General features: G+C 32.8%; 15 protein-coding genes. 5 read left to right on the top strand and 10 right to left on the bottom strand.

The genetic code is table 11. The annotated features are described in order from the left end of the window. Positions 1 to 126 precede the first annotated feature (126 nt). Positions 127 to 1,614 (bottom strand): aminotransferase class V-fold PLP-dependent enzyme, encoded by a 1,488-nt coding sequence (locus ACHZDT_RS07530; protein ID WP_394774013.1) that lies wholly within the window; start codon positions 1,612 to 1,614, stop codon positions 127 to 129. Between the two features lie 179 nt (positions 1,615 to 1,793). On the opposite strand from ACHZDT_RS07530, the gene msrA reads away from it, so the two are divergent. Further along, positions 1,794 to 2,324 (top strand): peptide-methionine (S)-S-oxide reductase MsrA, encoded by a 531-nt coding sequence (msrA, locus tag ACHZDT_RS07525; protein ID WP_394774012.1) that lies wholly within the window; start codon positions 1,794 to 1,796, stop codon positions 2,322 to 2,324. Positions 2,325 to 2,436: 112 nt separating this feature from the next. After that, on the top strand, positions 2,437 to 4,005 hold the full coding sequence (locus tag ACHZDT_RS07520; RefSeq protein ID WP_394774011.1) for a YdiU family protein: 1,569 nt from the start codon (positions 2,437 to 2,439) through the stop codon (positions 4,003 to 4,005). A gap of 159 nt (positions 4,006 to 4,164) precedes the next feature. Here the strand turns inward: ACHZDT_RS07520 and ACHZDT_RS07515 are convergent, their stop codons facing one another. Together ACHZDT_RS07515 and ACHZDT_RS07510 are read right to left on the bottom strand one after the other, a co-directional pair. Continuing rightward, the gene (locus ACHZDT_RS07515; RefSeq protein ID WP_394774010.1) at positions 4,165 to 5,133 is read right to left on the bottom strand and encodes a YpdA family putative bacillithiol disulfide reductase; all 969 of its coding nucleotides are present in this window, start codon (positions 5,131 to 5,133) and stop codon (positions 4,165 to 4,167) included. Positions 5,134 to 5,137: 4 nt separating this feature from the next. Further along, positions 5,138 to 5,614, bottom strand: a complete 477-nt coding sequence (locus ACHZDT_RS07510; RefSeq protein ID WP_394774009.1) for a CYTH domain-containing protein — start codon at positions 5,612 to 5,614, stop codon at positions 5,138 to 5,140. Positions 5,615 to 5,819: 205 nt separating this feature from the next. Between ACHZDT_RS07510 and ACHZDT_RS07505 the strand changes: the two genes are divergently transcribed. Together ACHZDT_RS07505 and ACHZDT_RS07500 are read left to right on the top strand one after the other, a co-directional pair. Next, on the top strand, positions 5,820 to 6,728 hold the full coding sequence (locus ACHZDT_RS07505) for an OmpA family protein (protein WP_394774008.1): 909 nt from the start codon (positions 5,820 to 5,822) through the stop codon (positions 6,726 to 6,728). Positions 6,729 to 6,747: 19 nt separating this feature from the next. Next, positions 6,748 to 7,290, top strand: coding sequence for a hypothetical protein (locus ACHZDT_RS07500; RefSeq protein WP_394774007.1), 543 nt, complete (start codon positions 6,748 to 6,750; stop codon positions 7,288 to 7,290). Positions 7,291 to 7,376: 86 nt separating this feature from the next. On the opposite strand, the gene ACHZDT_RS07495 is transcribed toward ACHZDT_RS07500, so the two are convergent. The 6 genes from ACHZDT_RS07495 to ACHZDT_RS07470 all read right to left on the bottom strand — a co-directional run bounded on the left by ACHZDT_RS07495 (position 7,377) and on the right by ACHZDT_RS07470 (position 14,485). Further along, a complete protein-coding gene (locus tag ACHZDT_RS07495; protein ID WP_394774006.1) occupies positions 7,377 to 8,423 on the bottom strand; it encodes an o-succinylbenzoate synthase in 1,047 nt (348 codons plus the stop codon). Positions 8,424 to 8,518: 95 nt separating this feature from the next. Then, positions 8,519 to 9,721 carry a tetratricopeptide repeat protein gene (locus ACHZDT_RS07490; RefSeq protein ID WP_394774015.1) on the bottom strand — a complete coding sequence of 401 codons (1,203 nt, stop codon included), beginning with the start codon at positions 9,719 to 9,721 and terminating at the stop codon, positions 8,519 to 8,521. A 499-nt stretch (positions 9,722 to 10,220) separates the two neighbouring features. After that, positions 10,221 to 10,898: a metal-dependent hydrolase gene (locus tag ACHZDT_RS07485; protein ID WP_394774005.1), complete on the bottom strand. Its 678-nt coding sequence runs from the start codon at positions 10,896 to 10,898 to the stop codon at positions 10,221 to 10,223. Positions 10,899 to 10,927: 29 nt separating this feature from the next. Beyond that, positions 10,928 to 11,890: a 1,4-dihydroxy-2-naphthoate octaprenyltransferase gene (gene menA / locus ACHZDT_RS07480; protein WP_394774004.1), complete on the bottom strand. Its 963-nt coding sequence runs from the start codon at positions 11,888 to 11,890 to the stop codon at positions 10,928 to 10,930. Positions 11,891 to 11,991: 101 nt separating this feature from the next. After that, a complete protein-coding gene (locus ACHZDT_RS07475) occupies positions 11,992 to 12,825 on the bottom strand; it encodes a 1,4-dihydroxy-2-naphthoyl-CoA synthase (RefSeq protein WP_394774003.1) in 834 nt (277 codons plus the stop codon). 805 nt (positions 12,826 to 13,630) lie between these two features. Beyond that, on the bottom strand, positions 13,631 to 14,485 hold the full coding sequence (locus tag ACHZDT_RS07470) for a S1 RNA-binding domain-containing protein (RefSeq protein ID WP_394774002.1): 855 nt from the start codon (positions 14,483 to 14,485) through the stop codon (positions 13,631 to 13,633). Between the two features lie 168 nt (positions 14,486 to 14,653). On the opposite strand from ACHZDT_RS07470, the gene ACHZDT_RS07465 reads away from it, so the two are divergent. Then, the gene (locus ACHZDT_RS07465; protein WP_394774001.1) at positions 14,654 to 16,003 is read left to right on the top strand and encodes a M28 family metallopeptidase; all 1,350 of its coding nucleotides are present in this window, start codon (positions 14,654 to 14,656) and stop codon (positions 16,001 to 16,003) included. Positions 16,004 to 16,068: 65 nt separating this feature from the next. Here the strand turns inward: ACHZDT_RS07465 and ACHZDT_RS07460 are convergent. Continuing rightward, positions 16,069 to 16,208, bottom strand: a 140-nt coding sequence (locus ACHZDT_RS07460; protein WP_394774014.1) for a DUF2853 family protein, incomplete at its 5' end; no start/stop codon positions are given.

The raw sequence follows: 16,208 nt of genomic DNA, 5'->3' as shown, positions 1-16,208 counted from the left end.
GGTAATCTGCGATGGAGATCCCAGTAAATCACCACTATTTAATACAACTTAAAATATCTTCCGAACACTTATGTTTTTAAAACCTGTCGGGTTTACTTTAGTTAAAACTTTGTGATTATAAAAACATTAAGATTTAAACCAACCTGCAACCAATTCATCCTCAAATGAATTAGCATTTTTATGAATAAATTCGTTTGTATTTTTATTATAAGAATAATCCAAAGCCCAGGTTTCGTGATTCTCAGCTAAATCTTTGATACTTGTACAAACAAAAGCAATTTCCTGATCTGTGGTAGTTGGGTGAATCGACATTCTAATCCATCCCGGTTTTTTGATTAAATCACCAATTGTAATTTCATCAACCAATTTATTTGAAGTTTCCTGATCTACGTGCAATAAAAAATGCCCGTAAGTTCCGGCGCAACTGCATCCTCCTCTGGTTTGAATTCCGAATTTATCATTCAGTAATTTTACTCCTAAATTAAAATGAAGATTTTCGATAAAGAATGAAACTACACCCAAACGATTTTGATGTTGTCCAGCCAAAATCTTTATATTAGAAACAGCATCTAGTTCATTAAAAACAAAATCAACAATTTCGTGTTCGCGCTGCAAAATATTTTCAATTCCCATTTCTTCCTTTAGCTCAATTGCCAAAGCAGTTTTGATAACCTGAAGGAAACCAGGAGTTCCGCCATCTTCGCGATCCTCGATATTATCAATATATTTATGTTCACCCCAAGGATTTGTCCAACTCACGGTTCCTCCGCCGGGACAATCAGGAATCATATTATTGTAGAGTTTTTTATTAAAAATTAAAACTCCCGAAGTTCCGGGACCACCTAAAAATTTATGAGGTGAAAAGAAAATGGCATCAAGATAAGATTCAGGATCTTCAGGATGCATATCAATTTCGACATAAGGTCCTGAACATGCGAAGTCTACAAAACAAACTCCATTATTTTGATGCATTAATTTTGCCGCTTCATGAAAAGGAGTTTTCAAACCCGTAACATTTGAGCATGAAGTAATCGAAGCAATTTTTATCGTTCTGTCAGCATATTTTTCAAGCAATAAAGCTAAATTATCCAAACAAAAAAGTCCTTTTTCGCAAGACGGAATAATTTCAACATCAGCAATCGTCTCTAACCAGGAAGTTTGATTCGAATGATGTTCCATATGTGAAATAAAAACAATTGGTTTTTTTTCTGCGGGAACAGTAATAAAATCTTTCAGGTTCTCAGGAATCTTTAAGCCTAAAATACGTTGAAATTTATTGACAACACCAGTCATTCCGGTTCCGTCAGTAATTAAAACATCATCATTATTTGCGTTTGCATGACGTTTTATAATATTTCTTGCATGATGATACGCCTTTGTCATGGCAGTACCTGACACAGTAGTTTCTGTATGAGTATTAGCTACAAAAGGCCCAAAAGCATTCAGAAGTTTCTCTTCAATTGGTCTATATAACCTTCCGCTGGCAGTCCAATCTGTATAAATGATCTTTTTTTTGCCATATGGCGAAGAAAATTCCTGATCAATTCCAACAATATGTTGTCTAAATTCTTGAAAATAAGTTTCTAAAGTGGTGGTACTATTTTTGCTATTCATTAGTGTGCCTGAGTTTGATTGCAAATATATTGCTTTTTTACATAATTGCGAATTTATCAATTGCAAACTTCAAACATTCAATAACCGTTTAGTATATTTAATTAAATTGTTGTTTTGTTAATAATTCATCATAATATTCTATCGGATTAATAGGGCAAGTAAAATTAAACAATACTTTTATGGAAAATTTATCAGTCGCTACTTTTGTTGGTGGATGTTTTTGGTGTATTGAAGCAGTAATTCAACGTTTAAAGGGAATTGAATCCTTAAAATCAGGTTTTTCGGGAGGTTTTATTAAAAATCCGCCTTATCGTGAAGTTTGTACTGGCAGAACCGGTCATGCCGAAGTCATACAAGTTACTTTTAATCCTGACATAATTTCATATCATGATTTGATCTATATATTTATGACGAGTCACGATCCAACAACTTTAAATCGTCAGGGTGCAGATAAGGGAACACAATATCGTTCTATTATTTTGTATCATGATGAAGAACAAAAAACAATTACAGAAAAAGTTTTTGAAGAAGTTATATCTTTATACGAAGATCCAATTGTAACTGAATTAAAATCTTTTGGAGTATTTTATAATGCTGAAGGAGAGCATCAAAACTATTATAATAACAATCAGGATGCGCGTTATTGCCAAATCGTAATTGATCCGAAAGTACAAAAATTGAAAAATTTGTACGCCGATAAAATAATTTAAAAAATGCCACAGATTAGAGAGATTAAAATGATTTTTCTTTAATTATATGTAATCCTTTTACAGTTTAATAATACTTTTAAGTCATTTTAATCTGTGGCAAGAAAAAACTCAAATGAAAAATTTAAAAATAAATAACAGATTTACTGCTGAATTACCAGCCGATCCAGATGAAACTAATGAAATTCGTCAGGTTAAAAATGCACTTTTCTCGTATGTAGATCCTGAAAAACCTTCACATCCAAGTCTAATTCACGCTTCAAAAGAAGTTGCTGATTTGGTAGGAATTTCTGCTGATGAAATTCAGTCAGAATCCTTTTTGAATACTTTTTCTGGAAAGGAAATTCTCCCTGAAACCCGACCTTATGCCATGTGTTATGCCGGACATCAATTTGGGAATTGGGCAGGACAATTAGGCGATGGACGTGCGATTAATTTAACCGAAATTGAACACAATGATGCCTTTTTTACGCTCCAGTTAAAAGGTGCGGGAAAAACACCATATTCCAGAACCGCTGATGGTTTGGCCGTTTTACGTTCTTCAGTAAGGGAATATTTATGTGCCGAAGCGATGTATCATTTGGGCGTTCCCACTACCCGATCGCTTTCGCTGATGTTATCCGGTGATCAGGTATTACGTGATATTTTATATAACGGAAATCCAGCTTATGAAAAAGGTGCAATTGTTTGTCGTGTGGCTCCGTCTTTTATCCGTTTTGGAAGTTTTGAAATGCTGACGGCTCGAAATGAGCTTAAAAATTTAAAAGAATTTACAGAATACAATATCAAACATTATTTCCCTGAGATTAAAGGCGAACCAAAAGAACAATATTTACAGTTTTTTAAATCTGTTGCGGATAAAACACGTGAAATGATTTTGCATTGGCAACGTGTTGGTTTTGTACACGGCGTTATGAATACGGATAATATGTCGATTCACGGAATCACGATTGATTATGGTCCTTACGGATGGTTAGAAAATTATGACCCAAATTGGACACCAAACACAACCGACAGTCAAAACAGAAGATATCGATTTGGTAATCAGCCTCAAATTGCACAATGGAATTTGTATCAATTGGCAAATGCACTATATCCATTAATTAATGAAGCGGAACCCTTGGAAAAAATATTAGAATCATTTTTTACTGATTTTGATTCTGATTATAAAACAATGTTTTTAAGCAAATTAGGAATCTTTACTTCAACTGAAACTGATGACAAATTGATTACAGCTTTAGAAGCGGTTTTACAATTATCTGAAACTGATATGACGATATTTTTTAGAAATCTGAGTCAGATTAAAAAAGTTGATTCGGTTGAAAATGCAATTGAAAAGGTTAAAGATTCTTTTTATATTCCTGAAGAAATCAAAGGAGAAATTCTTGAATCCTGGAAAAAATGGCTTACTGTTTATATCGAAAGATTAAACGCAGAAGAATTATCAGAAGAAGTTCGTTCAGCAAAAATGAACAACATAAATCCTAAATATGTGTTGAGGAATTATATGTCACAACTGGCAATAGATGCGGCTGATAAAGGAGATTATTCTTTAATTGATGAATTGTACTTATTATTGCAAAAACCATATGACGAACAACCGGAATATGAAAAATGGTTTGCAAAACGACCGGATTGGGCTAGATCAAAAGTAGGCTGTTCTATGCTTTCCTGTAGTTCTTAAATTTTATTGCCCTAAATTAAACTCATTTTTATTGTCAGTTCGAGCGAAGTCGAGAACACTTTGCGTGCATTCCGACTTCGCTCAATCTGACATGTTTTTCACTCAAAAATTCGTGAAATTGCTTAGCATCTTTGCTATTGCACTGGTAGTGATAAAGTTTTACTTTGAAGTAATATAATCCACAATCATATTAGCATGAACACGTGAATTCTCAATAAACCATTTATGAGTGTGCATTCCGCCACAAATAACTCCGGCAAGAAACAAACCTTCAACATTTGTTTCCATAGTTTCAGGATTATAAGTTGGCGTTTTTAGCTCATCTTCAGATAATTGAATTCCCATATTTTCAAGAAAAGTCAAATCTGGTTTGTATCCGGTTAAGGCTAATACAAAATCGTTTTCTATCGTAACTTTTCCATTTGGAGTGTCAATTTCTACTTCATTTTCTCTAATTTCAGTAATATTAGATTGAAAATACGCTTTTATGCTTCCCTCTTCAATTCGGTTTTCAATATCTGGTTTTGCCCAATATTTTACTCTGCTGTTGATTTCATTTTTACGAATAACCATTGTTACATTCGCTCCTTTTCGCCAGCATTCTAACGCTGCATCTACAGAAGAATTATTAGCTCCAACAACTAAAATATTTCTAAAAGCATATTCGTGTGCTTCTTTATAATAATGACGTACTTTAGATAATTCCTCACCTTTTACGTTCATTTCAATCGGCATATCATAAAAACCAGTTGCAATCACTACATTTTTAGATTCATAAGAAGATTTATCTGTGGTAATTTTAAAAAAAGTATTTTCTAATTTCTGAACCTGAGTTACTTTTTCAAATAAATTGATTGAAAATTTAAAATAGCGGTGAATATTTCTGTAATATTCTAAAGCTTCCTGACGGCCGGGTTTTGGTGCCAGACAACTAAACGGAATATCGCCTATTTCCAGCCTTTCTGCTGTAGAAAAAAATGTCATATATAAAGGATAGTTGAAAATACTATTTACAATTGCGCCTTTTTCGATAATCAAATAACGTAAGTTTTTCTTTTGAGCCTCTATTGCACAAGCAAGCCCAATTGGACCACCTCCAACAATGATTAGATCATATTGTTCTGTCATAACTTTATTGTTTCGCCCAGTCTTTAAAGGGATTTTTGCTTAAATAAGCGTTGTAATATCTTTCGTCGTTGGTTACTTCTTTTCCCAGCCATTCCGGTTTTTCGAATGTATCAGTTTCAGATTTTAATTCGATTTCGGCCATAATCAAACCTTCATTTTCTCCATAAAACTCATCCACTTCAAAAATGTGATCTCCGGATTTTATTTCAAAACGAGTTTTTTCTATTTTACCTTTTTCACATAATTTAAGTAATTCCTGAGCTTCATCTATCGGTATTTCGTTTTCCCATTCAAAACGTGACATTCCGCCTTGTTGACTAATTCCTTTTATTGTAATAAAGCCTTTATTTCCTTTAATTCTAACGCGCACAGTTCTTTCTGGTATTGAACTTAAATAGCCCTGAGCAATATTATTTTTAGTAAAGGCCTGTTCTTTAAAATCGGTTGATTTTACAAGAAATTTTCTTTCTATTTCGACCATTTTCTGTCTTAAATTAATTTTATGCAAGTTACTTAATTTGGTTAAAAATTAAATGCATTTCGAAATCATATCATTAATGTTTCGTATTTACATAATTGTTATAACCAAATTTATGATTACCGTATAATGATACAAAAATAGCGTATTGAAGCACAAATGCATATTAGTCTGTAACTAAATTTGGTGCAACTTTAAATTTATTTCTATGACTAAAAAAGCACTTTATTTATTAGGCATTGCGATAACAATCATTTTAGGTACTTTTTTGTATATGAAATTTTGTTGCAATTGCTGTGTAAAAACACCGACATCTGAGAATGTTGAGAATCAGAATGTAATAATTACAAAGGGCAAATTTGTACCATTTAGTATTAATGGTCCCGCAATTGAGTATCAGACAACTGATAATCTCAAATTTCTAAAAAACAGTTCCGGAATTATTCTTCCAGTTAGTGATTCCATTACAATAGGAATTGAAAAGCTTAAAGAGTTTTTAGTCGCGAATCCTGATCAAAAAATTACTTTGACCGGTTTTGCTGTTAGCAACGAAACAAATAATACAAGTTCTAATGATCTTGGTTATGGAAGAGCGAACGAAGTTAGAAGATATTTTATATCAAAAGGATTAAACGCTTCACAGTTAACTATCAAGCATGAAATAATCGATAGCTGGACAACGAACAATGACACACTTTTAGGACCTGTGACCTATAAATTTGAAAATTCAGACAGTGCCAACGCACACGAGAAATGGAGTGTTTTGAAAGCAAAAATAAATTCTGATCCGTTAATTTTCCATTTCGATACTAATAAAAGCAGTAATCTATTAAGTGACATCGAAAAGCAAAAAGTTGATGAGATAAATACTTATATGAAAAATATTAAAGATGCAGTTATACTAATTGTTGGACATTCAGATAATGTGGGAACTCGAAATGTCAATGTTATTATTGCCCAAAAACGTGCAGAGTTTTCTAAAAATTATTTAGTAAAAAAAGGTATTGAAGCCAGCCGTATTTTAACGGAATCTAAAGGACCGGATGAACCTGTTAAGGAAAATACAACTGAAGAAGGAAAAGCAAAGAACAGAAGAACTGTAATTACAATAAAATAAACAATTAAAATATATTATTATGAATTTACCTTGTATATTAATACCTATCGTAGTAGGGTTAATTTGTGGAATTTTGGGTTACTTATTAGGAAAAATGAATGCTGATGATGATTCAACTATATCATTAAAAACACATTTAAATGAGTGTAACAAAAACACAAAGAAATTAGATGCCAAAATTGCAACATTAGAAGCTGATTTAAAAGCTAAAACTTCAATAAATGCTACAAAACAATCTTTTACTAGCACCGCTCCATCATTTATATTTGATAGCTTATCTTTTACAAGAGTCTATGGAAAAACGATAAAAGAAAATGACTTAAAAATAATTGAAGGAATCGGACCTAAAATAGAAAGCTTGTTTAATGCTGCCGGAATAACGACGTGGAAGCATTTATCGCAATTATCTATCGAAAAAATGCAGGCTGTATTAGATACTGGCGGAGAAAATTTCACAATTCATAATCCTGGTACATGGGCTAAACAAGCATTACTTGCATATGAAGGAAAGTGGAAAAAATTAAAAGAATGGCAAGACAATTTAACTGGAGGAAAAGAGTAAAGTAGGTTAAAAGGTTAAAAAAAGGTTCAGAGGCTACAGATTTATTAAGTTACAAAGGTCTCACATTTGTATACTCTGAACCTTTGTTACTTTGGACCTTCAAAAAAAGAATGCCATTTTTTAGTTGAATTGTACCACAATTGTCCCTTTGAAACTTCAAGAGGACAATCAAAATTATTGGTGTAAAGTGATCCGGTTCCTAAGCCTTGCGGCATTTTTGAATTTTGAATAAATGTCCATTGGGCAATTGCATTCAGTCCTATATTACTTTCTAAAGCTGATGTGATCCACCAGCCAATATTGTATTTATCAGCGAGATCAATCCATTCTTTTGTTCCTCTAAATCCACCAATAAAACTTGGTTTAAGAATAATGTATTGAGGTTTGATTTCCTTTAATAATTTTTCTTTTTCTTCTAATGTAAAAATTCCAATTAATTCTTCATCTAATGCAATAGGAAATGGAGTTGTTTTACACAACTTTGCCATTGCTTCGATATTGCCTTTTTTGATTGGCTGTTCAATGCTATGAAGCTGAAATTGATTTAATTGATTCAGCTTATCTAAAGCTTCATTCAAAGCAAAAGCTCCGTTAGCATCTACTCTGATTTCGATTTGTTCTGCTGAAAAATGAGTTCTGATAAAGTGTAATAATTCTAATTCTTTTTCAAAATCGATAGCGCCAATTTTGAGTTTTATACAATTAAAACCGTCAGCTAATTTCTCTTCGATTTGTTGTTTCATGTACGAAGCTTCTCCCATCCAAACCAAACCATTTATGATAATTGATTTTGAATTATTGGTAAAATCGGAAGGAAATAACAAATAAGGATTTTCACTTTTAAGCGATAAAAAAGCCATTTCAATTCCGAATTGTATGGACGGAAATTCTAATAATGATTCCCATAATGCGGTTTCTCCAAGATGAATATTCTCGCATGCCCACTGGATTTTTGCTTGATAATCGTCGCGATCGTCTGCACTTAAACCACGTAATATTCCGCACTCGCCTATTCCTTTTTTACCGTTTTCTTCAAGAACAATAAACCAGGTTTCTTTTTCGGTCATAACGCCTCTGGAAGTTCCGGAAGGACGTTTAAAATCGAGCATGTATTTATGGTAAGTCGCTTTCATGTTTTTTTATTAAACCATATAAGTGATATAAGTAATTATAAGTTTAGCGTGAGCATATTTAAATGAACTTATATCACTTATATGGTAAAAACTGTTTAATTATAAAGTTTTAAAACTCGTTCGAAATCTTTTGATGGTAAACCTGCTTTTTCGAAAACTATAAAGTCCTGTTTTGTTTTTTCTTTCCAGCTCAAACTATCTGTAACGTTTTGAGTTTGGTATTTTTTGTAGATTGCTTTGGCTTCGCTGTAATCGTCACTTACTAAATAAACGTGTGCTAAATTAAGTTTTACCATTAATTCGGTATCGTCTAATTTTTCGCCTTCTTTAAGGGATTTTATTGCTTTTGCATATTGTTTGGTTAATATGTAGCTGTAACCAATGGAACTGTAATCTAATGCCGTTGCTTTTCCGTCGCTAATAATTGTATTTAACTTTTGAATTGCTTCGTTGTATTTTTGTAATTTTATTAATGTCGAAGCCTGAGTTCTCAAGTCATTGTAAACGTTTTTAGAGATATCAACGTCTTGATAACAAGCATTTCCGAAGTCTTTATATGCTTTGGTTTTTTCGATTGCTAATAATTTCTGAAATTCTGTATAACGATATTGTTTCATTATTTTTTCCAGAATACAAACGCAAAAATCATCAGAGTTGGCCATTTTTTGCGCCATTGTCGATGTTTTACAAAGACTAATGATTTCGTTTTTGTTGTCTTGATTCCAGCCGCGATTCAGTTTTGTATCCACCCACGGCACAACTTCTAAAACTACTTTTTGATTTAAAACCCAGTTTTTACTCGTAAACCCAAACCAAATTGTAGTACTGTTTTGTTTAATACAGGATGATTTATCGATAGACAATCTTTTAGCATCTTTGTTCACCGGATCAACCTGAGCGTAACACGCTTTTTCGGTTTTACCGTCATCAACGTATTTTTTTGCGTCGTCATTTGACGTAAACAATGCATAAGTACATGAATCGTCTCCTGCAATTTTTGACATTAAAAAAACAGCGCCGGCAGAACCTTGACCAATTCCGTAAGGATCCGGAATTGCCTTTAACATTGAAACCAAACTGCTTGTCATTTGCTGGTTTTCATCTAAAAGTGTAATTCTGTATACAATTTCAGTTGTTCCTATGGGTAAATCTTCCGTTTTAATGGTAATTCTGTCACGTGCTGAAACAATAATTTCTTTTGTAGTTGCACGTTCCTTGTCCCAATAACCGTCTTTTTGTGCAAACGTATTATAAGAAACTGTTATTAAAAGGAATAGGGCTAATTTTTTAAAAGTCATATTGATTTTTTTACCACTCATTACACTAATTTTCTCTAATTTTTTGTTTGCCACAGCTATTATAGATTAAAATGATTAAGTTTTGAATTACTTTTGATGGACTTCGACTCCGCTCAGTCTGACAAATAGATTTCTATCAGTTCAAAGTTCATTTTTGCCCAGTCTAAAAAGCTTATTTCGTTTAATCTAACAACTTGATTTACTCAAATAACACAAAGATCAAATTTCTCTTCTATCGAAATGACATATATTGTGCCAAAATAATTTTCATTATGAAAACTAAAGCCCTAGCCCTGATAGAGGCGGTATCCTTTTTTGAGTAGATTTTTCATCGACTCAAAAAAGATATAGCCGAAAGCGGGAAATAGCTCCTAAAATTGAAACTCCAATTTTTTAAAATCCAAATTCCAAATCGTACTAATCCTTCGACTCCGCTCAGGATGACAATTCACTCCGCTCCGGATGACAATTTCTACACTTTAGTCAAAAAATAAATTTATTACAATTCGATTGATTCTCCGATTTCGAGAAGCATTAAATCTTTTCCTTTATCGAAAAATTTACGGATTGCGTCTTCGTGATTGATCTCGATATAACCGAAAGTATCAAAATGATATCCTAAAATTTTATCGCATTCAACGAAATCTGAAGCAATAATAGCATCTTCAACATCCATTGTAAAATTGTTTCCGATTGGCAGAATAGCTAAATCCAATTTTGTGCGCAATGGAATCAATTTCATATCAAATGTAAGGGCTGTATCTCCGGCGATATAGATGTTTTTGTGCTCGCTTTCGATAACAAAACCACCCGGATTTCCGCCGTAAGTTCCATCAGGGAAAGAACTTGAGTGAATTGCATTTACATATCTTACTTTCCCAAAATCAAAATTCCAGCTTCCACCGTGATTCATTGGGTGCGCTTTTAATTCTCTTTGGGCGTAATAACTTGTGATTTCTGCGTTTGAAACAATCGTTGCGTTAGTACGTTTTGCAATAGCTTCAACGTCAAGAACGTGATCGCCATGTGCGTGTGTAAGCAAAATATAGTCTGCTTTTATGGTGTTTATGTCTACTGCTGAAGCTTTTGGATTTCCTGTAATAAATGGATCTACAAGTATGTGTTTTCCTCCAACTTCGATGCCTAAAGATGCGTGTCCGTAAAATGTAATTTTCATTTTTATAAAATTTTAAAGTTGAACTTTGTTTATCTTCCGCCTAAGAAAAGATTCACGATTATGTCTGAAATCAATGAAATCATACATATTGTTAATAATAAAGAAAGTAAAAATGTACTTAATGCCAGTTTTTTCAATTCAGGATCTAACAACTTGGGATCTTGGTTTTTATAAACGGTAATTAAATGTTTAGTTAAAGGTATGTATGCCAATAAAAACAGATACTGATCGAAATTATAATCGCTTAAAAATGCAAAAATAACCACAAGAAGCATTGCTGTAATTATTAAAGTAAAATGGTAAATTTTAGCTTTTGCTCCACCAATTTGTACTACGATTGTATTTTTTGCTGATTTTTTGTCTGATTCTTCATCACGCATATTGTTCAGGTTTAAAACTCCTACGCTTAATAAACCAATTGAAATTGCGGGAAGAATCAAAAGCGGATCAACTTCTTTAGAATATAAAAAGTTAACGCCTATTGTACTTACAAGACCAAAGAATATAAAAACGAATAAATCTCCAAAACCCTTATATCCGTAAGCCGAATTACCTACTGTATAACGAATTGCGGAAACAATTGCGGTAATTCCAAGTAATAAGAAAAAGATAGAATATCCGAAATTCGTTTCGCCAAATGCAAAATAAATCAGGATAATTGCCGATAATAATGTTAATATTGAAGTGATTATTATTGCTTTTTTCATGGCTTGCGGCGTAATAACTCCGCTTTGAATAGCACGCTTTGGTCCTATTCTGTCTAAATTATCGGTTCCTTTTACTCCGTCTCCGTAATCATTTGCAAAATTGGATAAAACCTGTAAACCAAGTGTTGTTAATAAGGCAAAACCAAAAATTTTCCAGCTGAATACTTCGGTTGGCGTATTAATGGCTTCGGTTGGGTTTGAAAGCGCATAAATACTTCCAACTATAATTCCGGAAACTGATAAAGGTAATGTGCGCAAACGCGCGGCTTCAATCCAGTGTTTCATTATTTTTAATTTTGTTTTGTTTAATTTTTTGTTTCAGGTTTCAAGTTTCAAGTTCTGGTTTCACAACTTGAAACTTGAAACCTGAAACAATTTTTAACTTTTTACGGTAACCATTTATTATCACCAAAATTTGGTTTTCTTTTTTCTAAGAAAGCGTTTCTTCCTTCTTTTGCTTCTTCGGTCATATAGGCTAAACGAGTGGCTTCACCGGCAAAAACTTGTTGACCAACCATTCCGTCGTCTGTTAAATTCATGGCGAATTTTAGCATTTTTATAGAAGTTGGTGATTTTTGAAGGATTTCCTGAGCCCATTCAAAAGCTGTATCTTCTAATTCATCGTGAGGAATAACGGCATTTACCATTCCCATATCCATCGCTTCCTGAGCAGAATAATTTCTTCCTAAAAAGAAAATTTCACGCGCTTTTTTCTGACCAACCATTTTAGCCAGATAAGCAGATCCGTAACCACCATCAAAACTGGTAACATCAGCATCCGTTTGTTTAAAAATTGCGTGTTCTTTACTTGCTAATGTCAAATCACAAACTACGTGTAAACTATGTCCGCCGCCAACTGCCCAACCGGGAACTACTGCAATTACTACTTTAGGCATGAAACGAATTAAACGCTGTACTTCAAGAATATTCAAACGATGCTGACCATCTTCACCTACATATCCCTGATGTCCGCGTGCGTTTTGATCTCCACCGCTGCAAAAAGAATATACTCCGTCTTTAGTTGATGGTCCTTCTGCAGAAAGTAAAACTACTCCTATCGAAGTATCTTCTTGTGCATCGTAAAAAGCCTGGTATAATTCTGAAGTTGTTTTAGGACGAAAAGCATTTCTAACATTTGGTCTGTTAAATGCAATTCTTGCAACTCCGTTACATTTTTTATATGTTATATCTTCAAATTCTTTGACAGTTATCCAATCCATTACTATTTGTTTTATTTTAAATAATTATAGTGTAAAAATAAAGCATTTTTACATTTTTACCTACTCAATTTAGTTTAAGTCTGTGAGAAAATGACTTCTAATGTTAACAATTGGTATTGCCCTCCAAAAAATAACATTTTTTAACATTAGTTTTAAAAAATAATAAGTAATTTTACACCCTAGAAATCAATGAGATACATTTTATTTCATCGATTTAAGATTGATTTTCTTTCACTGATTTATTAACCTAAAAAATGATTTTTTTGAGAAAATTTAAAAAATTTGTCGCTCATTTTTTTACGGTTTTTATTAGTAAATCCCTAAATAATGAGCAAATGATTTATTCATTTGTTGAAACTTCGAAAAGGAAATAGTAGCACCTAAGGTTAAATGCTGGATTGTTTGTGTAATTAGCACAAGATTGATTACGAAAAGAGGAAATAAACGCTAATTCAAACTTTCTATACGTTATTTTATTAAACCAATGGCTGAGCCGTGAAATTGATGTTTCGTTTTTAATATGAATGTATAGATTATTTAAAGACATACCGTTTCAGGAAGTAATTTCTAAAATTTTTAAAGTTTTACTTTTTGAAGGATTCAAATTTATTTTATTTCTGTTTTTTTTTAATTACAATTTTTTTTAAAACTAGAATAAAAAGGGAAAGGCTACTTGTAATGAGTAGCCTTTCCTGTTTTGGGGAAAAAAATTCCAATAAAAAATTCTAAATTCCAATAAAAAAATTCCAAATCCCAACACTTTGTAGAGTTTTGGAATTTTAAAATTTGAAATTTTAAAAAATAATTATTCTTTAACGAGATAAATTCCGTCTTCCTTGATTTCTATGAGTTTATCTTTGTATAAAGCTCCAATTGCTTTTTTGAAAGTTTTTTTACTCATTTTTAAAACTGTCTTAATATCCTCAGGATGTGAACCATCGTTTAAACGTAAAAAACCGCGATTGGCTCTTAATTCATCTAATATTTTTTCTGCGTTTGGTTCAATACTTTGATATCCTTGTACTTGCAGCGCCACATCAATTTTATTATCAGGACGAATATTTTTAATAAATCCTATCATTCTGTCTCCGGTTCTGATAGCATCGTCATAAACTTCATCTTTGTACAACAAACCTTTGTGTTGCTCATTGATGATCACATTGATACCTAATTCGGTAATATGTGAAACGATCAAATCAACTTCTTCACCATTTTCAACTGTAAGCTGATCGTTCTTTAAAAATTGGTTCAATTTACTTGACGCTACTAAACGATTCGTTTTTTCGTCCATATAAAGGTAAACTAAGTAACGTTTTCCTTTTTCCATTGGTCGGGCTTGTTCTTTAAACGGAACAAGAATGTCTTTTTCCATTCCCCAATCCATAAAAGCACCAACCTGATTGATGTAATTTACACGTAAAAGTGCAAATTCATTCAGTAATATATATGGTTCAAGCGTTGTAGCAACCGGACGTTGTTCATGGTCTAAATAAACAAAAACGATCAGTTCTTCGCCTATTTCAAATTCGTTTGGAACGTATTTATTGGGTAATAATATATCGTGAATTCCTTCAGGATCTTCTTGAGGATTTCCTAAAAATAAACCAACTTTGGTATCACGTAATATAGTAAGGGTATTGTATTTTCCTATTTCAATCATATTCTTGAGATTCTAAGCTGTAAAGCAGCTGAGTTTTTAAAGTGCAAATGTACGAAGTTTGAAAATGGTACGACGAAAAATGTTTTAGATAAAAAATGCGTCTGAATATCTTTTTCAGGTTTGTCTTTTTTTTAATTAAATTTGAGGATCTAAATTAATACCAAATCAATGAAAAAGACCATTTTTTATTCTGTTTTTACCTTTCTGTTTTTTACACAAATTGCCATTTCGCAAGTTGTTGAGGATCCTGAAATTAAAAAGATGATTTCTGAAGTTAAAGCTGAAAACCTTGAAATTACAGTTCGGAAATTAGTTTCTTTTGGAACAAGACATACTTTAAGTGATACTAAAAGCAAAACAAAAGGAATTGGTGCTGCCCAACAATGGGTAAAATCTGAGTTTGATAAATTTGCGATGGAATCTAATGGAAGATTAACTGCTACAATTGATTATTTTACTGTAAAAGCTGATGGAAAGCGAATTGCAAAAGACAGTCAGCTTGGGAATGTGATGGCCACATTAAAAGGAACTGATCCTAATGATAATCGCGTCCTTATTATAAGCGGACATCTTGATTCAAGAGTTTCTGATGTTATGAATGTAAAATCAGACGCTCCGGGCGCAAATGACGACGGATCCGGTGTTGCGGCGGTAATAGAACTGGCAAAGGTTATGAGCAAAAGATCATTTCCGGCAACAATTATTTTTGTTGCTGTAACCGGTGAAGAACAAGGACTTTACGGCGCTCGCCATCTTGCAGAATATGCGCGTGAATCAAACTGGAATATTGTTGCAATGCTTAATAATGATATGATTGGGAATAGTTTGTCAAGCGGAACTAATTTAAGAGATAATACACAAATCAGAATTTTTAGTGAAACGATTCCGTTTATGGAGACCGAAGACGAAGCTAAAATGCGTAAAGCTACAAGCCGTGATAATGATAGTCCTTCAAGATTATTGGCACGATATATAAAAACGGTTACAGAACAATATGTAGATCAATTAAAAGTAAAACTGGTTTATAGAAACGATCGTTTTTTACGCGGCGGCGATCATACTCCGTTTAGTCAGAACGGATTTACAGCGGTTCGTTTTTGCGAAATGAATGAAAATTTTGATCACCAGCATCAGGATTTAAGAACTGAAAATGGAATTAAATATGGAGATCTTGTTGAATTTATGGATTTTGACTATCTAAGAAAAAATACGTGTTCTAATTTAGCGACTTTGGCAAATTTAGCCTGGTCACCAAAAGCGCCAACAAATGTAGGTATTGAAGTTAAAAACCTTTCAAATTCTTCTTCGTTTTCCTGGACTGCTCCTGAAGGAAAAGCACAGTACGGATATCAGATTTTGATGAGAGAAACTTCATCACCACATTGGGAAAAAACTTTTTTTGTAAAAGATACTAAAGCAGAAATTCCTTATTCTAAAGATAATTACTTTTTTGCAATTCAAACTGTAGATGCTTTAGGACACGCCAGTTTACCGGTTTTTCCAGTTCCTATTCGTTAAAAACTAAAATCAATAGATAGAAAAGCGCCATTTTAGGCGCTTTTTGTTTTTAATTCAGGTAAGATTTATTTGTAAACACTTTCTTTTTTAAAATGAACTGTCAATAAATAATAAACAACTGCTCTGTATTTATGTTTATTAGAATGTCCGTATTTTTCAAGAACAGCATGAATCGCCGCTTCTAACTCGGGACCGTTTGGTAATC

This window comes from Flavobacterium sp. (genome assembly GCF_043722275.1).
Classification (GTDB): Bacteria; Bacteroidota; Bacteroidia; order Flavobacteriales; family Flavobacteriaceae; genus Flavobacterium.
This window is presented reverse-complemented; position numbering and strand designations above follow the sequence as displayed.